Annotated in this window: 18 protein-coding genes; all 18 read right to left on the reverse strand. The window is 44.3% G+C overall.

Translation table 11 applies throughout. The features are described from left to right. Nucleotides 1-62 precede the first annotated feature (62 nt). The 18 genes from ABZM97_RS12410 to spoIIIAF all read right to left on the reverse strand — a co-directional run bounded on the left by ABZM97_RS12410 (nucleotide 63) and on the right by spoIIIAF (nucleotide 16,678). The gene (locus ABZM97_RS12410) at nucleotides 63-242 is read right to left on the reverse strand and encodes a hypothetical protein (RefSeq protein WP_087990814.1); all 180 of its coding nucleotides are present in this window, start codon (nucleotides 240-242) and stop codon (nucleotides 63-65) included. A gap of 129 nt (nucleotides 243-371) precedes the next feature. Next, the gene (spo0A, locus tag ABZM97_RS12415; protein WP_003226427.1) at nucleotides 372-1,175 is read right to left on the reverse strand and encodes a sporulation transcription factor Spo0A; all 804 of its coding nucleotides are present in this window, start codon (nucleotides 1,173-1,175) and stop codon (nucleotides 372-374) included. Between the two features lie 275 nt (nucleotides 1,176-1,450). After that, entirely contained in the window at nucleotides 1,451-2,731 is a 1,281-nt protein-coding gene (gene spoIVB / locus ABZM97_RS12420; protein ID WP_202327226.1) for a SpoIVB peptidase, read from the reverse strand. Nucleotides 2,732-2,905: 174 nt separating this feature from the next. After that, nucleotides 2,906-4,636, reverse strand: a complete 1,731-nt coding sequence (recN, locus tag ABZM97_RS12425) for a DNA repair protein RecN (protein ID WP_087990666.1) — start codon at nucleotides 4,634-4,636, stop codon at nucleotides 2,906-2,908. A 37-nt stretch (nucleotides 4,637-4,673) separates the two neighbouring features. After that, complete coding sequence (argR, locus tag ABZM97_RS12430) at nucleotides 4,674-5,123, reverse strand: arginine repressor ArgR (RefSeq protein WP_087990667.1); 450 nt, start codon at nucleotides 5,121-5,123, stop codon at nucleotides 4,674-4,676. 96 nt (nucleotides 5,124-5,219) lie between these two features. After that, nucleotides 5,220-6,065: a TlyA family RNA methyltransferase gene (locus ABZM97_RS12435; protein ID WP_087990668.1), complete on the reverse strand. Its 846-nt coding sequence runs from the start codon at nucleotides 6,063-6,065 to the stop codon at nucleotides 5,220-5,222. Further along, entirely contained in the window at nucleotides 6,062-7,963 is a 1,902-nt protein-coding gene (gene dxs / locus ABZM97_RS12440; RefSeq protein ID WP_087990669.1) for a 1-deoxy-D-xylulose-5-phosphate synthase, read from the reverse strand. The genes ABZM97_RS12435 and dxs overlap by 4 nt, the downstream gene beginning before the upstream one ends. Before the next feature lie 180 nt (nucleotides 7,964-8,143). Further along, nucleotides 8,144-9,034, reverse strand: a complete 891-nt coding sequence (locus ABZM97_RS12445; RefSeq protein ID WP_202327220.1) for a polyprenyl synthetase family protein — start codon at nucleotides 9,032-9,034, stop codon at nucleotides 8,144-8,146. Then, complete coding sequence (locus tag ABZM97_RS12450) at nucleotides 9,024-9,278, reverse strand: exodeoxyribonuclease VII small subunit (protein ID WP_003226409.1); 255 nt, start codon at nucleotides 9,276-9,278, stop codon at nucleotides 9,024-9,026. Before ABZM97_RS12450 ends, ABZM97_RS12445 begins: the two co-directional genes overlap by 11 nt. Beyond that, nucleotides 9,275-10,621: an exodeoxyribonuclease VII large subunit gene (gene xseA / locus ABZM97_RS12455; RefSeq protein WP_087990672.1), complete on the reverse strand. Its 1,347-nt coding sequence runs from the start codon at nucleotides 10,619-10,621 to the stop codon at nucleotides 9,275-9,277. Before xseA ends, ABZM97_RS12450 begins: the two co-directional genes overlap by 4 nt. Nucleotides 10,622-10,758: 137 nt before the next feature. After that, nucleotides 10,759-11,610 carry a bifunctional methylenetetrahydrofolate dehydrogenase/methenyltetrahydrofolate cyclohydrolase FolD gene (gene folD / locus ABZM97_RS12460; protein WP_087990673.1) on the reverse strand — a complete coding sequence of 284 codons (852 nt, stop codon included), beginning with the start codon at nucleotides 11,608-11,610 and terminating at the stop codon, nucleotides 10,759-10,761. An 11-nt stretch (nucleotides 11,611-11,621) separates the two neighbouring features. After that, nucleotides 11,622-12,017: a transcription antitermination factor NusB gene (gene nusB, locus ABZM97_RS12465; protein WP_087990674.1), complete on the reverse strand. Its 396-nt coding sequence runs from the start codon at nucleotides 12,015-12,017 to the stop codon at nucleotides 11,622-11,624. A gap of 264 nt (nucleotides 12,018-12,281) precedes the next feature. Continuing rightward, entirely contained in the window at nucleotides 12,282-12,689 is a 408-nt protein-coding gene (gene yqhY, locus ABZM97_RS12470) for a fatty acid biosynthesis protein YqhY (protein WP_010328286.1), read from the reverse strand. 20 nt (nucleotides 12,690-12,709) lie between these two features. Next, nucleotides 12,710-14,062 (reverse strand): acetyl-CoA carboxylase biotin carboxylase subunit, encoded by a 1,353-nt coding sequence (accC, locus tag ABZM97_RS12475; protein ID WP_333517098.1) that lies wholly within the window; start codon nucleotides 14,060-14,062, stop codon nucleotides 12,710-12,712. Nucleotides 14,063-14,073: 11 nt separating this feature from the next. After that, nucleotides 14,074-14,556 (reverse strand): acetyl-CoA carboxylase biotin carboxyl carrier protein, encoded by a 483-nt coding sequence (gene accB / locus ABZM97_RS12480; RefSeq protein ID WP_087990676.1) that lies wholly within the window; start codon nucleotides 14,554-14,556, stop codon nucleotides 14,074-14,076. Between the two features lie 156 nt (nucleotides 14,557-14,712). Next, a complete protein-coding gene (gene spoIIIAH / locus ABZM97_RS12485; RefSeq protein ID WP_087990677.1) occupies nucleotides 14,713-15,375 on the reverse strand; it encodes a stage III sporulation ratchet engulfment protein SpoIIIAH in 663 nt (220 codons plus the stop codon). Beyond that, on the reverse strand, nucleotides 15,376-16,065 hold the full coding sequence (gene spoIIIAG / locus ABZM97_RS12490; protein ID WP_087990678.1) for a stage III sporulation protein AG: 690 nt from the start codon (nucleotides 16,063-16,065) through the stop codon (nucleotides 15,376-15,378). Beyond that, nucleotides 16,058-16,678 (reverse strand): stage III sporulation protein AF, encoded by a 621-nt coding sequence (spoIIIAF, locus tag ABZM97_RS12495; protein WP_087990679.1) that lies wholly within the window; start codon nucleotides 16,676-16,678, stop codon nucleotides 16,058-16,060. The genes spoIIIAG and spoIIIAF overlap by 8 nt, the downstream gene beginning before the upstream one ends. Nucleotides 16,679-16,691: the final 13 nt, after the last annotated feature.

Here is a 16,691-nt window from a genome sequence, read left to right on the forward strand (position 1 = left end):
CATTCGTACGTCTCCTTTGTTCATGTATGCTTCCTTACTTACGATTTTACAGAGAATGGGTTTCAATTTGATTCTGATTGTTTGGTTTTGATTCTCCAAGCAGAGAAAACACAAGAAACCATGACTGTAAATGAGATAAAGTCGATCAAGATGCCTAGTATGCGTGATTCTGTAATGATGTTCGAATTGACGCAAAGCGCAAGAATAAATAGCGCAATGAACAATCCATACTTTTCAAACACATGCATCACTCCTTGCGGAAAATAGATCCTTCCTATCATTATATCCCCAAAACAAAACGCCTCCTATTTATCAGTGCGAACCAATAAATAAAAGACGTTTGATTTAATCATCGCTTGATATTCTCATGCTTAAGAAGCCTTATGTTCTAATCTCAGCTTATCCGCAACCATCGCAATGAATTCGCTGTTAGTAGGCTTAGCTTTTGTCATGCTGACTGTATAACCGAACAGCGAGGAAATGGAATCAATGTTTCCTCTGCTCCATGCGACTTCAATCGCGTGGCGGATTGCTCTTTCTACACGGCTAGCGGTTGTGTTGAATTTTTTGGCGATGTCCGGATAGAGAACTTTTGTAATGCTGCCGAGCAATTCGATGTCATTGTATACCATTGAGATTGCTTCGCGCAGATAGAGATACCCTTTAATATGCGCTGGGACGCCGATTTCATGGATAATGCTTGTAATGCTCGCGTCGAGATTTTTCTTCTTTGGTTCAGGCTGGCTGCTGCGTATAATGCTGCTTTGCGATGATGGCGCGCGATGCGTCACGCTGCTTGCATTCCCGCTGACCTGGCGGATATGTCCAACAAGGTTTTCCATATCAAACGGTTTGAGAATAAAGTAAGAAGCGCCTAAATCGACGGCCTTTTTCGTGACATCTTCCTGTCCAAAGGCTGTCAGCATAATGACATTCGGCTGTTTCTTCAGATCTGATTCCCTCAGCCGCTCTAAAACCGCAAGTCCGTCCAAATGCGGCATAATAATATCTAATACGAGCACATCGGGATCTTTTTCTTTAAACAACGACAGGCATTCCTGTCCATTATAAGCAACACCGATGACTTCCATGTCTTCCTGTCCTTCAATATATTCACTCAACAGGCTTACCAGCTCTCGATTATCGTCAGCAACACAAACTTTAATTTTCTCCACGTTTCTTCCTCCCCAAATGTAGTTAACAGGATTCACCCTTGCTACATGTTTACATTCGACAAAACCGCTATATACCCTCTAAAAAAATCATCATAACCAATATTAGTGGTATATCTTTGTTTTTCTATGTTTTTCTCCGTTTTTCGACTAAATATGAAATTTGACAAATAAGGAAACGTGAATTTGTCGAAAAATCTTCTTTTGTACATTTTACCGTATGTATTCTGAGAAGTGAAGAGGGATCAAAGCAAAAAAACTGCCGGAAATTCCGGCAGTCAGCTTGCTTTTTCTTTTCCGTAAATATCAATTCCCGCTTCTGACAGCATCCATTCAATATGAACGCCGTAGCCGCTTGTCGGGTCATTTACAAACACATGGGTGACAGCGCCGATCACTTTGCCATTTTGGATGATCGGGCTTCCGCTCATCCCCTGGACGATGCCGCCTGTTTCTTTTAATAGCCTCGGATCGGTTATTTTCAAGACCATTCCTTTTGTTGCCGGGAATTTTTGCGGGGTTGTGCTGACGATTTCAATATCAAACTTTTCTACCTTGTCATCATTAATGACCGTTAAAATTTCAGCCGGGCCTTTTTTGACTTCAGTAGAAAACGCAACCGGCAGTCCTTGATCTGAAATCTTGTTTTGAATCGGCTGATGCAGTGTCCCGAAAATCCCAAACGGGCTGTTTCTGTTAATATCCCCGATCGTTTTGCGTTCTGAGGAAAATCGCGCCAGTTTTTCTCCCGGATTTCCGCCTGTCCCTTTTTCAATTGATGTTACAGTTGATTTAACGATTTCGCCATTCTCCACTACAATCGGTTTCTTTGTGTCCATATCGGAAATCACGTGGCCAAGTGCTCCGTATTTTTTTGACTTCGGTTCATAAAAGGTCATAGTGCCGATCCCAGCGGCAGAATCCCTGATATATAACCCAATTCTGAACTTGCCTTCTGCTTCATCCTTTTCCGGAATGAGCTTTGTTTTGATTTTCTGTTTATCACGTTTAATAAGCAAATCTAAAGATTCGCCGGTTTTACCGGCATTCTGAATAAATGGGGCCACATCATTCATTTTTTCAATTTTCTGTCCATTCATCTCAATAATGATGTCGCCCGCTTCAATACCGGCCGTTTCTCCCGGGGATTTTTTACCTTCACTAGTGTTGATCTGATGAAATCCGACGACAAGAACACCGACGGAATGAAGTTTAACACCAATCGATTGTCCGCCAGGTATGACTTTTAAATCAGGAAGAACTTTTACTTTTGTTTTTTTGATTGGAAATCCTGCAAGATCGTATACTAACTCTGATTCACCTGATTTTTTGCCTGTCACCTTGACTTCATGCGGGTCTTTCTTTACTGTAAACGCTTCTGAAGATTCTTGTGTATGAGCGTTTACCGATAAACCCGTTTCAATCGCTTGTGTTTGGGTTTCAAATACTCTCATTTGCGTTGGAATCAGTAAATACTCTTTTAGCGGTTTGCATAAACCTACACTTAATAACGAAACAAGGAGAATTAAACCTACTGCTTTTCTGATGTTATCGGGCATTTACTACTTCACTCTCCTCGCTCCTATCCCACACCTTCTTTATGACTTGCTGCTACATCATTTAATTTTGCCTTCTGACGCCTTATTTATAACTGTCATATAAAGAAAAACATTGGATATACTGATGAACGAATGGATGTGCGTGAAAAAAATAAGCTGCGCTTTTCGCGCAGCTCACCCCGTTGTTTTGACTTGGTCCGCTTGTCTTAAAAGTTCTTTTGCATGGCGTTTCGTTAAGTCTGTTACTTCGACTCCTGCAATCATACGCCCGATTTCCGCTACCTTTTCCTGCTTAGACAGCGGCTTGACATGTGTTGTCGTTCTGCCGTCTTTTAACTCCTTCGCAATATAAAGATGCGTATCTGCCATGGCAGCCACCTGAGGCAAGTGTGTAATACACAGCACTTGCGATCCTATTGACACTTTATGGATCTTCTCAGCGATTGCCTGTGCGACTCTGCCGCTTACACCGGTATCAACCTCATCGAATATAATCGACGTCACATCCTGTTGAGAGGAAAAAATGCTTTTAATAGCTAGCATCACCCGTGACAGCTCTCCTCCGGAAGCGACTTTCGAAAGGGATTTCAGCGGTTCGCCTGTATTGGTTGAAATTAAAAACTTCACCAAATCAATCCCTTGTTCAGTCATCTGAACAGGCTGGCCGTTTACAATCGGCGCCTCCTCATTTCGGGGCGCTGTTCTGATCTTAAATTCCGTATCAAAAGTTGATTTTTCCATGTAGAGGCTTTTTAATTCCCGATGAATCTCATCAGCCAGCTTTTTCGCCCATGCTTTGCGGATTTTTGAAACATTTGCCGCTTCCACTGCGACATCTTTGCCGACTGAGTCAAGCTCCTTCTTCACGCTTTGAAGATGGCTGTCCCTGTTTTCAATTTGGTCAATCTCTTCTTCAATTTTAGAAGCGTATTCCAAGATATCCTCAACAGATGCACCGTATTTTCGTTTCAGCTGTTTGATTTCATTAAGGCGCGTCTCAATATAGTTCAGGCGTTCCGGATCATATTCAAGTTCATCCAGCATATTTCTCATCTGAAATGTAGCGTCCTCCAGAAGATAGTAGGAGTTCGAAACATTTTCAGACAGTTTTTTCAGCGGTTCGTTAATATCGGATATATCTTCAAGCTGCGCTGATGCCATTCCGACCCAGTCCAGTCCGCCCTGCTCGCTGCGAAGCGCGTTATATGCATTTTGCAGCGATTCATATATCTTCTCAAAATTTGAAATTTGCTGGCGCTCTTCCTGAAGCTGCTCATCTTCATTAAGCTCGAGCTTAGCCGATTCGATTTCTTCGAGCTGAAATTGAATGAGATCAAGACGGTGGGCCATTTCCTGTTCGCTTTCAGAAAGCTGCTTTAGCTTTTTAAGCAGCTTCATATACCGCTGGTACCCTTCCTGATACGTTTGAAGCGCGCTTTCCGCTTCGGCTCCGGCAAACTTGTCCAAAAGCTGGAGGTGATTTTCGTCCTCCATTAACAGCTGGTTATCGTGCTGCCCGTGAATATCTAATAAAAGCCTGCCGATCTCTCTTAGCGAGGCAATCGTGACAAGCTTGCCATTAACTCGGCAAACGCTTTTTCCGCTCGTGCTGATATCCCTTCTCATGATGATCATTTCGTCAGAAACGTCAATTCCCTGCTCAGCGCATACGTCAAAAACGGGATGGCCGCTCTCCAATAGAAACAGCCCTTCAAGCTCGGCTTTTGTCTCCCCATATCTGACAAATTCGGATGAGCCGCGGCCTCCGACTAAAAGAGAAATGGCATCTATGATGATGGACTTGCCGGCTCCGGTTTCTCCTGTTAAAACCGTGAGCCCGCGTTCAAAAGAAACCGTCAGTTCCTCAATAATGGCAAAGTTTTTAATGGATAGTTCAGCTAACAAACAGCATTACACCTCTTTATCTTTGTTAGATTTTCTATTACAGCAGCTCAAGCAGCCTGTTTTTTACGCCGTCTGTATCTTCAGGAGTCCGGCAAATCATTAAAATCGTGTCATCTCCGCAAATGGTTCCCATTATTTCATCCCAGTCCAAATTGTCCATCAGCGCCCCGATTGCCTGGGCGTTGCCGGGCATCGTTTTGAGCACAATCATATGGCTTGCTGAGTCTATTTTCACAAATGCGTCCATCAGTGCCCGCTTCAGTTTGGACAGCGGATTGAAACGCTGGTCTGCCGGAAGACTGTATTTGTAAGAGCCGTTATTCGTAGGCACTTTCACTAGGTGAAGCTCTTTAATATCGCGTGAAACCGTGGCTTGCGTCACTTTGTATCCATCCTGCTTCAGCATGTCAACCAATTCGTCCTGCGTTTCGATTTCATTGCTTGTAATGATCTCTCTGATTTTAATATGCCTCTGGCCTTTGTTCATGTAAGCACCTCTATTTCCAGCTTATCTGTTCTTTTATGTTATATGTTTCTCTGCAAAATGTACATAAATGCAGAAAAAAGGAATAATAGCGCCCTATTATTCCGGTACATCTGCTTTTTTTTCTTTTAACGTCTTATGTGCCTCTTCTACAATGCGATTGATCTCTTCTTCTGACAGCTCCTGTCCTTCCTGTCCCTCTCCCGGCCAATGCAAATGAAGGAGAAATTCAATATTTCCGTCTCCTCCCGTGATTGGAGAAAATGACAGGCCTTTGCAGATATAGCCTTCAGCAGCAGAGAAACTGACCATACGCTTGAGAACATCAGCATGTACTTTAGGATCTCTGACAATCCCTTTTTTGCCGACGGATTCCCGTCCCGCTTCAAACTGCGGCTTAACAAGAGCCATGCAGTCACTGCCAGGCACAAGCAATGTTTTGAGGACAGGCAGGATAAGCCGCAGTGAAATAAAGGACACGTCAATCGTAGCAAACTCCGGCATGCCCTTTGTAAAGTCTGCCGGTGTTGCGTAACGGAAGTTTGTCCGTTCCATCACGACGACCCGTTCATCCTGTCTAAGCTTCCACGCAAGCTGATTGTAGCCTACATCTACCGCGTATGACTGTTTAGCACCGTTTTGCAGAGCGCAGTCCGTAAAACCGCCGGTGGAGGAGCCAATATCAATCATGATTTTATCCTTAACAGAGATGGGAAACTCCTTCAGCGCTTTTTCAAGCTTTAAGCCGCCTCTGCTCACATATTTCAGCGGGTTTCCTTTGACTGTTAACGGCAGATCGCGGTCAATTTTTTCCCCAGCCTTGTCCAAGCGGTTTTCGTTTGAATAGACGATTCCCGCCATAATGGCTCTCTTGGCTTTTTCCCGCGTTTCCGCCAACCCTCTTTCTACTAGTAATACATCTAATCGTTCTTTCTTTGACGTCATGATCCAATTCCTTTGTGTGTCTTCGGCGGCATCAGTAATCTAATGCGGTTTGCCGCCTGCTGTTTTGTTAGTCCAATTTCTTCAAGGAGCGCCGTTACGCTTCCGTGTTCAATAAACCGATCCGGGATACCCATTCTGTCAATCGGTGTAAGGAATTCACCTTGATCATGAGCGAATTCTAAAATCGAGCTTCCGAAACCGCCTTCTAAGACCGCTTCTTCAATCGTTAAAATCGGCAAGCCTTCTTTTAAGATATCCTTCATCATTTTTTCATCCATCGGCTTAATAAAACGCGCATTGACAACGCGCACGGACAGGCCTTCTTTTTGCAGCTCTTCAGCTGCTTCAAGCGCCATTTCGATTGTTGTTCCAAATGTTAAGATGACTGCGTCGTTCCCCGGGCGCAACACTTCCCACGTGCCGATCGGAATCGTTTTCAGCTGTTCATCCATTTTTACGCCGAGTCCGTTTCCGCGCGGAAAACGCATCGCAATCGGGCCTTCGTCATAGCTGAGTGCTGTATGAACCATATGCTGTCCTTCATTTTCATCTTTCGGCATCATTAAGACCATGTTTGGAATGTGGCGCATAAATGCAATATCAAACACGCCTTGGTGTGTCTCTCCGTCAGCGCCCACAAGCCCTGCACGGTCAATGCCAATAAACACATTGGCGTTTTGGCGGCAGATGTCATGAACCACTTGGTCATATGCCCTTTGCAGGAAGGTTGAATAAATCGCCAAAAACGGCTTCATCCCCTGCATTGCCATAGCTGCAGCCATCGTTGCCGCATGCTGTTCGGCGATTCCTACGTCAAACATGCGATCAGGGAATTCGTTTGCGAAGCCTTCAAGCTTTGAGCCGACAGGCATAGCCGGCGTAATGGCTACAATGCGTCCGTCCTCTCGCGCCATTCGCTGCACAGTCCCGCTGACAAGACCGCTCCATGAAGGTGCTGCGGCTTTCGGTTTTACAAAGTCACCGGTATTAATTTTATATGGTCCGGTACCGTGCCATGTTCCGATCGTATCGGTCTCAGCCGGTTTGTACCCCTTCCCTTTTTTTGTGATGACATGCAGGAGAACAGGGCCTTTCGTTTTTTTGGCATATTGAAGATTCTCAATCAACTCATGGTAAGAATGTCCATCCACCGGGCCTAAATACGTAAAACCAAGCTCTTCAAAAAACATGCCCGAGACAAGCATGTATTTCAGGCTGTCTTTCACGCGTTCCGCCGTGGCGGCAAGTTTGCCCCCAACTGCCGGGATCTTTTTAAACAAGTATTCGAGCTCATCTTTCACCCACTGGTATTTTCCGGCAGTGCGCAGCCGTCCGAGCATAGAATGAATGGCTCCGACATTCGGGGCAATACTCATTTCATTATCATTTAGGATGACAATCATGTCTTTTTTCTCGTCGCCGATGTGGTTCAGCGCTTCGAGCGCCATTCCGCCTGTCAGCGCACCGTCACCGATGATCGGAATAATAAATTCATCGGTTCCTTTTATATCACGCGCGGCTGCCATTCCCATCGCACCTGACAGAGAGGTTGAGCTATGCCCTGTTTCCCAAACATCATGCTCGCTTTCACTCCGCTTTGGGAATCCGCAAAGCCCTTTGTACTGGCGAAGCGTCGCAAATTCTTTTCCGCGTCCTGTCAGCAGCTTGTGGACATACGACTGGTGGCCTACGTCCCACAGAAATTTGTCTTTCGGGCTGTTAAATTCCTTATGCAGCGCAACAGTAAGCTCTACGACACCTAAGTTTGGGCCGATATGGCCGCCGGAAGCGGATAACGTTGTAATTAAAAATTGGCGGATTTCATCACTTAATTTTTCTAATTCATCAATGGACTTGTTTTTTAAAAATGACGGGTCCTGTATTGATAAAAGATCCAAAGCGGATCAACTCACTTTCAGCATGAATTTCTGCAATGATACATGTCTTCCGCATGCCGAGCTGGACAATGGCCAGTTCTCAGACATAAAAAAAGACAAACGGGCTTTTCTCTTTCATTTTTCATATAAACTGCTTACATTTTACCATATCTCGTGCAGCCGCTTCAAATTAGGATCGGTTTAGTGATCTCTAGCCGCAATTAAATCACAAAGCTCATATAAAAGCTCTTTTTGAAGAGAGAGTCCGCCGATCAAACGCTTCGCCTCTTTTATGTGAACATCCAATTTATGTTTGGCCCCTTCCAGTGACAGAAGGGACGGGTAAGTCGATTTGTCGTTTGTTGTATCCGAGCCGACACGTTTGCCGATTTTCTCTTCACTGCCTTCTAAATCTAAAATATCGTCTCTGATTTGAAAACCAATTCCAATATGGCTGCTGAAGGTACGCAGTGTTTCAATGTCTTCTTCAGGCGCATCCGCCAAAATAGCACCGGCGGTAACGCAAAAACCGAGAAGCTTAGCGGTTTTCCGTTCATGAATGGATTCAAGTTCTTCAAGCGTGACCTGGCGGTTCTCCGCTTCCATATCAGCTACTTGTCCACCGACCATGCCTTCAGTGCCTGCCGCTGAAATCAGTTCATTCACAAGCCGAAGGCGCTTTTCTGCTGACACCCCGTCCGACAAGTGGGAGGTGATCAGCTTAAAGCTTTCCGTGAGCAGCCCGTCACCCGCTAATACTGCTGTCGCTTCACCGAACACTTTATGGTTTGTCGGCTTCCCGCGGCGTAAATCATCATCATCCATACAAGGAAGGTCGTCGTGAATTAACGAATACGTGTGAATCATTTCGACAGCACACCCCACCGGAATGCCGTCCTTTTCACTTTTCCCATATGCGTTTAAAACGGCCAGTACAATGAGAGGACGCAGCCGCTTTCCGCCAGCCTCAAGGGAATACAGCATAGACTTTTTTAATGAATCCGGCATATCGAGCTTTTCTGTATAGACAGAAAGCTGATTTTCAATCGTTTTTTTCCGCTCCGCCAGAAAAGCCGTTAATTTATTTGTCACCTTCGTCTTCCTCCTGAACACTAAAAGGTGCCAGTTCGCCGTCTTCTTTTAAAATGAAGTCCATTTGTTTTTCGACTTTTTGCAGCTTTTCGTGGCACATTTTTGAAAGAGCCATGCCTTCTTGGAAATAGTTAATCGCTTGCTCTAAAGGCACATCGCCCTCTTCAAGCTTTGATACAATGCTCTCAAGCCCTTTCATCGCTTCTTCAAATGTCATGTTTTCATTTTTTTTCACGTCTGTCATTTTTCTTCCCCTCTCTTTTCTAATACTTCACAGGTCAGCACGCCATCCTTCAGCTTGACTTCAAGCTGGTCCTTCTCTTCTATCTGACTGACACTTTTAATGAGTTCGTCTTCTTTATAAGCCAAGCTGTATCCTCTTTCCATCACTTGAAGAGGGCTCAACGCATTCAGCTTGCCAAGAACCGTCTGAAATTGGGAATGCAGCTGTTTCATTTGGATAGTCATATTTTTTCTCAGCTGATTTGTCTGTTCCTCATATCGTGTTCTCGCTTGCTTCAGCTGTTCATGAGGGTGCAGCGCTTCTAATCTGTACGTTTCACGCTCCAGCTGTCTGCTTTTTCGATCTAAAAGAGCGGTTAACTGTGATTGAAACTGCTGATAGGCAAGGTCAAACTGCTGCTCTTTTTGGGCATACAACCGCTTTGGAAAACGAAAGGCATACGAGGATTGCAGCGTTTGAATCCGTTCTTTTTTCTGGCCGAGATGCTGTTGCATTGCTCTTGTCATTCTAACTTCCGCTGTTTTTGTCCGTTCGATTAATTCAGTTGTATGCGGTACGGCAATCTCAGCTGCTCCTGTCGGCGTCGCGGCTCTGATATCAGCGACAAAATCACTGATCGTAAAGTCCGTTTCATGCCCGACTGCCGATATAACCGGAATGTTAGAAGCAAAGATCGCGCGTGCTACAATTTCTTCATTAAATGCCCACAGTTCTTCTATCGAACCGCCGCCTCTCCCAACAATTAATACGTCGCAAACCTCTTTTTCATTTGCCTCTTCAATGCGCGTAACGATGGATCTGCTCGCATTTTCGCCTTGTACGAGCGCTGGAAGAACAATGACTTTGACAAGGGGATATCTTCTTTTTAGAGTTGTAATGACGTCTCTGACAGCGGCACCCGTTGGAGATGTCACAACCCCGATTGTGGCTGGAAATGCGGGGATTTGTTTTTTGTAGCGGTCGTCAAATAAACCTTCTCCGGCAAGCTTCTTTTTTAATTCTTCGTACGCTAAATAAAGCGCTCCGACCCCGTCAGGCTGCATTTCTTTGGCATATAATTGGTAGTTTCCGCTCGGTTCATATACGGAAATTCCCCCTCTGACCAGCACTTTCATGCCGTTTTCAGGTTTAAACGGCAGACGCTCGCTTTGTCTTGCAAACATCACCGACTGCATTCTGGCGTTTTCGTCTTTCAATGTGAAATAAATGTGGCCTCTTGTATGTATTTTTACATTCGATAATTCGCCTTTAATCCAAATATTTTCAAGGTGAGGATCTACATCGAATTTTCGTTTTATATACTTTGTCAGCGCTGAGACGGTAACATACGCTGTTTCACCCATGTCTCAAACTCCTCTCATAAGCATTCCTGCACCATAACTAAAGAAAACCCGCCCTGGCTGTAGGAGCCTGAAGAAGCGGGTATCGTGCTCATATTCACGGCGGGCAAAATCTCCCGCCTGTGAACATCTCCAATTATCTATGATAACGTACGTTTCGCAGATTTAACAGTATTATGCGCAAGCATCGTGATAGTCATTGGACCAACTCCGCCAGGGACTGGCGTGATGAAGGACGCTTTTTCCTTTGCTCCTTCAAATTCAACGTCTCCGCAAAGCTTTCCGCTTTCCAGTCGGTTAACGCCGACGTCAATCACAACAGCGCCCTCTTTGATCTGATCTGCATTGATGAAATTGGCTCTGCCGACTGCCACCACCAGGATGTCCGCTTTTTTCGTATGTTCGGTTATATTTTCTGTTCTTGAATGACAGTAAGTAACCGTCGCGTTCTCATTTAATAAAAGCTGGCCGACAGGTTTGCCGACAATATTGCTTCGGCCGACTACAACAACCTCTTTACCGGAAAGGTCGATATTGGTTTTCTTCAAAAGCTCAACAATTCCGTGAGGCGTGCAAGGAAGAAACGTATCTTCGCCAAGCAGCATTTTCCCTACGTTTAACGGATGAAAACCGTCTACATCTTTATCAGGAGAGATACGTTCGATCACCGCTTTTTCAGAAATATGGTCTGGAAGCGGGAGCTGAACGAGGATGCCGTGAAACTCAGGGTCTTGATTGTATTGATCGATAATGGAAAGCAGTTCCGTTTCTGTTAGACTGCTGTCGAATTGATCGAGCTTGAAATTCATTCCCATAGTTTCAGCCGCTTTTTTCTTTCCTCGCACGTAAGAGTGAGAAGCAGGATCATCTCCAATCAAAATAACCGCGAGCCCGGGAGTGACGCCTTGCTTTTTAAGCTCTTCTACCTCTTTTGCCAATTGTTCGCGTTTTTCTCTAGCCGTTTCTTTTCCGTCGATGATTGTTGCAGTCATTTTCTTTCCTCCTATGATTGTTCAATATCAGATTTAATGTTAGAAAGAACCCCGTTTACAAACTTTGTCGCTTTGTCATCACCAAACCGTTTTGCCAGCTCAATCGCTTCGTTCATAGAGACATTCACCGGAATGTCTTCGGCATACGCCATTTCATATGCTCCCAGACGCAAAATCGCGCGGTCAACATTGGCAATCCGATCGAGCTTCCAATTCACCAGATGATTGGAGATCATTTCATCAAGCTGGACTTGGTGTTCCAATACCCCGTGTACAAGCTGTTCAAAGAAAGGATCTGTTTTTTCTTCATCCAATGCGTGTTCTATGGCTTCATTCACTGCAATATCGCTGACATCAATTTGAAATAGTGCCTGCAAAGCTTTTTCTCTTGCTGTTCTTCTTTTCATTTTCTTTCTCCTTTGATCCTCTTTATCCGCTTGTCGTTAAGCCATAAAGAGATCATAACATATTTTTTTCGTATCCGCATATTGAAATCAAGGTTTTTTCACCCTATTACCGAATATTTTCACACACCTTGATATGATCATTCGGATTTCACGATCATGAAGAAACTCGGCTGCCTTGAGCCGGCTTTCTTCATGCTTTGAAATAAGGGGTAACGTGTAAAAAAACCAAAGGGCCGCCCTCCCCTTGGTTTCTTGTTAAGCCATTTACATTTCTTCGTCGATTTGGACTTCCTGGGCTTTTGTGTCAAATTGAATGCCGACGATATGAATATTGATCTCGTTAATCGAAAGAGACGTCATATTTAATAAGGTTTGACGAATGTTTTCCTGAACGGACGCTGCAACTTTCGGAATCGAAACGCCGAATGTAACGACGCAGTATACATCGATCGTAATGCCGTCATCCGCCAGGTCGACTTTGACACCTTTGCCATGATTTACTTTACCGAAGCGTTCGACGACACCTGTCGCAAAGTTTCCGCGCATTTCGGCAACACCGTCAACTTCTGAAGCTGCTATGCCGGCAATGACCTCGATGACTTCCGGTGCAATCTCAACCTTACCTAAATGCGTATCTTCTTGATTCATTTTAAGCAAGCTGTTGTCTTTCATTCAATTCACCTCCGTAAAAATTATGAGCCCATTACATCATATGTTTCTAAAAATTTCGTATTAAACTCTCCGCCAACAAATGTTTCATGTTCAAGCAGTTTTAAGTGGAATGGGATTGTTGTCTCAATGCCTTCAATGACGAATTCGCTCAATGCGCGCTTCATGCGGGCAATCGCTTCATCTCTCGTTTTTCCGTATGTGATCACTTTTGCAATCATGCTGTCATAGTACGGAGGAATGGAATAGCCCGGGTAAGCAGCTGAATCTACACGGACACCAAGACCGCCCGGAGGCAGGTACATTTTAATTTCACCAGGAGACGGCATGAAATTTTTACTTGGATTTTCTGCGTTGATTCGGCATTCGATCGCCCAGCCTTGGAATTCGACATCTTCTTGGTTAAGGCTCAGTTCCATTCCTGATGCCACTTTAATTTGTTCCTTAATCAGATCTGTTCCCGTCACCATTTCTGTGACTGGGTGCTCCACCTGGATTCTCGTGTTCATTTCCATAAAGTAGTAGCGCTGTTCGTTGTAGTCATAAATAAATTCAACTGTTCCCGCGCCTGAATAGCCAACTGCTTTTGCAGCCTTAACCGCTGCATCTCCCATCTGCTCCCTGATTTCTGAATCAAGCGCCGGAGATGGTGTTTCTTCCAAAAGCTTTTGCAGGCGTCTTTGAATCGAGCAGTCGCGTTCACCTAAATGGATGGTATTTCCGTGGTTATCGGCAAGCACTTGGATCTCAACGTGACGAAAATCTTCTATGTATTTTTCGATGTAAACACCTGGATTTCCGAATGCTGTTGCAGCTTCCTGCTGTGTAATCTTAATGCCTTTGATCAGTTCCTCTTCGGTGCGGGCAACCCTGATTCCTTTTCCGCCTCCGCCTGCGGTGGCTTTTATAATTACAGGATACCCAATTTCATTAGCAAGTGAAACCGCTTCTTCCACATTTTCTATAATTCCTTGCGAACCCGGCACGATCGGCACGCCGGCCTGTTTCATCGTTTCCCTCGCAACGTCTTTTGTTCCCATTTTTGAAATGGCGTCAGCGCTCGGACCGACAAATGTGACGTTAACTTCTTCACATAATTCCGCGAAATCTGCATTTTCAGCTAAAAATCCATATCCCGGATGAATAGCATCCGTTCCTGTCAACTTCGCAACACTCACAATATTTGTAACATTTAAATAGCTGTCTTTTGATGCTTTCGGCCCGATACAAAAAGCTTCATCAGCCATTTGAACATGAAGGGCATCTTTATCAGCTTCTGAATAAACAGCGACAGTCTCAACTCCGAGCTCTTTGCAGGCTCTGATGATTCTGACAGCAATTTCTCCTCTGTTGGCGATCAATAGCTTTTTAATCATGTTAAGTCTCCTTACTCTGCTTTCACAAGAAATAGAGGTTGTCCGTATTCGACCAGCTGGCCGTTTTCTACTAACACTTCAACGATTTCACCTTTTACTTCCGCTTCAATTTCGTTGAAAAGCTTCATCGCTTCTACAATGCAGACAACTGTGTTTTCATTTACTTTTGAACCGGCTGTTACATATGGGCCAGCTTCAGGTGATGAAGACGCATAAAACGTTCCTACCATTGGTGAAGTGATTTTATGCAGATTCTCATCTTGCTTCGGTGCTTCTTGGGCAGGTGCCGACGCTGCTTGCTGCGCTTGCGGCTGAACTGCCTGCGGAGCCTGTGCCTGCACTGGTGCTGCCGGCGCCTGCTGCATCACTTGAACAGTGCCTGCTTCATGTTTTTTCAGTTTTAAGGATACACCTTCATTTTCATATACGAATTCATCAATTGCAGACTCGTCAATTGCTTTAATCAGCTCGTGGATTTCTTTAATATTTAACATTCAATCGCACTCCTATGTATAAAATGTCTTTTTTTATAGGTTACTACTAAAAGTACATACTATGTTTATCTTACAGGAGCGGACTTTTGAATTCAACTCTAATATGATTGGCACACAAAAAGCCCGCTGCTTAAGCGGGCGTATTTTTCCTCTTATTTACTTGGATGGCTCAAATGTGACAGCGACGTCTTTCATTGTTTTGATTTCTTTTGCCACAAGGTCTATGATGGCTGTCGCCTTAGATTTAGAATGTTTGTCTGATTTGACTGTAATGTTGATTTTGTCTCCTTCAGCATTGACGAGCGCGTCTTTGTAGCCTTGTGTTTTAATAAGGGTTTCCAGCTGTTTTTCTGTTCCTTCCACTTCACTGAGAGCCGTCATTTTATCATATGCTTCGCTCTTTTCCTTTGCTGTCGCATCATCGCTTGACACTATGGCATTCAGCTCTTCTCTTTCTTTGCTTCTGGCATCTTCTAAATCTAGACGGTATGTTGTAAACAAATCATCATCGGCTGTTTCTGTTACCACAGTTCCTTTTTCACTGGCTTCAGCGGATGTTTCCTTGTCTGCTGATGAATCTTTCGTGCCCTTTGTTCCATCTTCTTTTTCCGTTTCTGTTTCAGTTTCCGGACCGCTTTTTTCCTTCGTGTCTTGCTTGGCAGGCGCTTTTTCAGTTGCGACCTCTCCTGAGTCAGACGCATTTTTTTCACTTTTCATTTGCACGGCATTTTTGCTTTCCGGAGACATGATATAGTAGACGCTTAACACCACGACAAGACTGAGCATTGTTAATAGCCAAACGGTTTGTTTTTTGAGCATTTATGAATCCTCCTTTATTTTTTTAGGGGCAACCGCAACCCGGTGGCTTGGAACATCCAGGACCCGTGTCACCGCTTCAATAATCGTTTGTTTTATTTGAACGTTGTCCACTCCTTGAGCAACAACGAGTACACCGCGTATATCAGGTTTTTTCGTTTGGACGACGACGGGTGTTTCTTTATCGCCGTTTTTGATCATCACAATTTCTTCTTCCGATGTCTGGTCTGTGACGCTTCTTGTCCCGCCCTCTTTGTCTGTTTCTTCAGTGGTTGTATTTTTGTTTGATTTGTTTTTTTCATATACTTTCAGCGACGTTGCATCAACATTCACGACAACCGAGACATCGTCTACACCTATGATCGTTTCAAGAATTTCTTTCAGCTGATTTTCGTATTCTTTTTCATAATCATCGATCGAGTTTTTAGGTTCATCAGATTTTGAGGCTTTAAACACTTCGGCTGTTTTCCCTTTGCCGGCTGCGGTATCCTGTGATGATACCGCCGTTATCGGTTTGGCGTTTTCCGTTTTCTCCGGCGATGAAAACAGATGGCTGACGAGCATGAAGGAAACTCCGAGAACAAAAACGAACAGAAAGTAATGATATTTGGTCAACTTCGGCTTTTCGCCGTGCTTCGTTTGCCCCGGAAGAAACTGCTTTTTCAATACATTCCATAATCCGTTTTTATTCATTGCCGACACTCTCCCCGCCTTCCATTTGAACCGTAATTTTCTCACTTTCGATCTCCCAAATGTCCGCAAGCTGTGACTGGATCTGTTTTGCTTCTTTTTGTTCGGCTGCTTCTTTTGTTGCATACGCATCATCTGTGTCAATGCGAACCGGCGCGACCGTTTGGACCGTGTTTTCAGAAGACGGGGCCATATACACGCTGATTGTTTTAATATCCTCTTCTGAATCTACCTTTTCTCCTGCCGTGAGTTTGATGTGGTCTACTTTGTATTCATCATGACTGAATCTCTCCTCCGCTTTCTTTTTTAGTTGGACAGCCATTTCTTCTAAAATATATGCACGCTGGGAAGCTTGTATTTCTATTTTTTTTGAATTGATTTGATTTTTTATGTCGGCAGACTCTGACTGCCTGTTTTTTGTGAGGTATTCAAAGATGACTTCAGGATCTGTGTTGAAAAGCTTGAAAATCGGTGTAAGCATGACGACAATCAAGAGCAGGCTGACCACCATTTTTGCGTACTTTTGCATGCTGGAGCTCGGCAGCAGCATATCAATCACAATGGCAAATAGGATAAACAACACGATGGTGGTAAGCCATTCAGTTAGAAAACTCATCCGCCAGCCTCCT

This window comes from Bacillus vallismortis (assembly GCF_040784915.1).
Lineage (GTDB): Bacteria > Bacillota > Bacilli > Bacillales > Bacillaceae > Bacillus > Bacillus subtilis_G.

Excerpts from the sequence above, each read along its gene's own strand:
- spoIVB (WP_202327226.1), bottom strand. The coding sequence starts at position 2,731 with ATGCCCGATAACATCAGAAAAGCAGTAGGTTTAATTCTCCTTGTTTCG.
- argR (WP_087990667.1), bottom strand. The coding sequence starts at position 5,123 with ATGAACAAAGGCCAGAGGCATATTAAAATCAGAGAGATCATTACAAGC.
- ABZM97_RS12435 (WP_087990668.1), bottom strand. The coding sequence starts at position 6,065 with ATGACGTCAAAGAAAGAACGATTAGATGTATTACTAGTAGAAAGAGGG.
- ABZM97_RS12450 (WP_003226409.1), bottom strand. The coding sequence starts at position 9,278 with ATGACAGACGTGAAAAAAAATGAAAACATGACATTTGAAGAAGCGATG.
- xseA (WP_087990672.1), bottom strand. The coding sequence starts at position 10,621 with ATGGGTGAAACAGCGTATGTTACCGTCTCAGCGCTGACAAAGTATATA.
- folD (WP_087990673.1), bottom strand. The coding sequence starts at position 11,610 with ATGACTGCAACAATCATCGACGGAAAAGAAACGGCTAGAGAAAAACGC.
- nusB (WP_087990674.1), bottom strand. The coding sequence starts at position 12,017 with ATGAAAAGAAGAACAGCAAGAGAAAAAGCTTTGCAGGCACTATTTCAA.
- yqhY (WP_010328286.1), bottom strand. The coding sequence starts at position 12,689 with ATGAAAGACAACAGCTTGCTTAAAATGAATCAAGAAGATACGCATTTA.
- accC (WP_333517098.1), bottom strand. The coding sequence starts at position 14,062 with ATGATTAAAAAGCTATTGATCGCCAACAGAGGAGAAATTGCTGTCAGA.
- accB (WP_087990676.1), bottom strand. The coding sequence starts at position 14,556 with ATGTTAAATATTAAAGAAATCCACGAGCTGATTAAAGCAATTGACGAG.
- spoIIIAH (WP_087990677.1), bottom strand. The coding sequence starts at position 15,375 with ATGCTCAAAAAACAAACCGTTTGGCTATTAACAATGCTCAGTCTTGTC.
- spoIIIAG (WP_087990678.1), bottom strand. The coding sequence starts at position 16,065 with ATGAATAAAAACGGATTATGGAATGTATTGAAAAAGCAGTTTCTTCCG.
- spoIIIAF (WP_087990679.1), bottom strand. The coding sequence starts at position 16,678 with ATGAGTTTTCTAACTGAATGGCTTACCACCATCGTGTTGTTTATCCTA.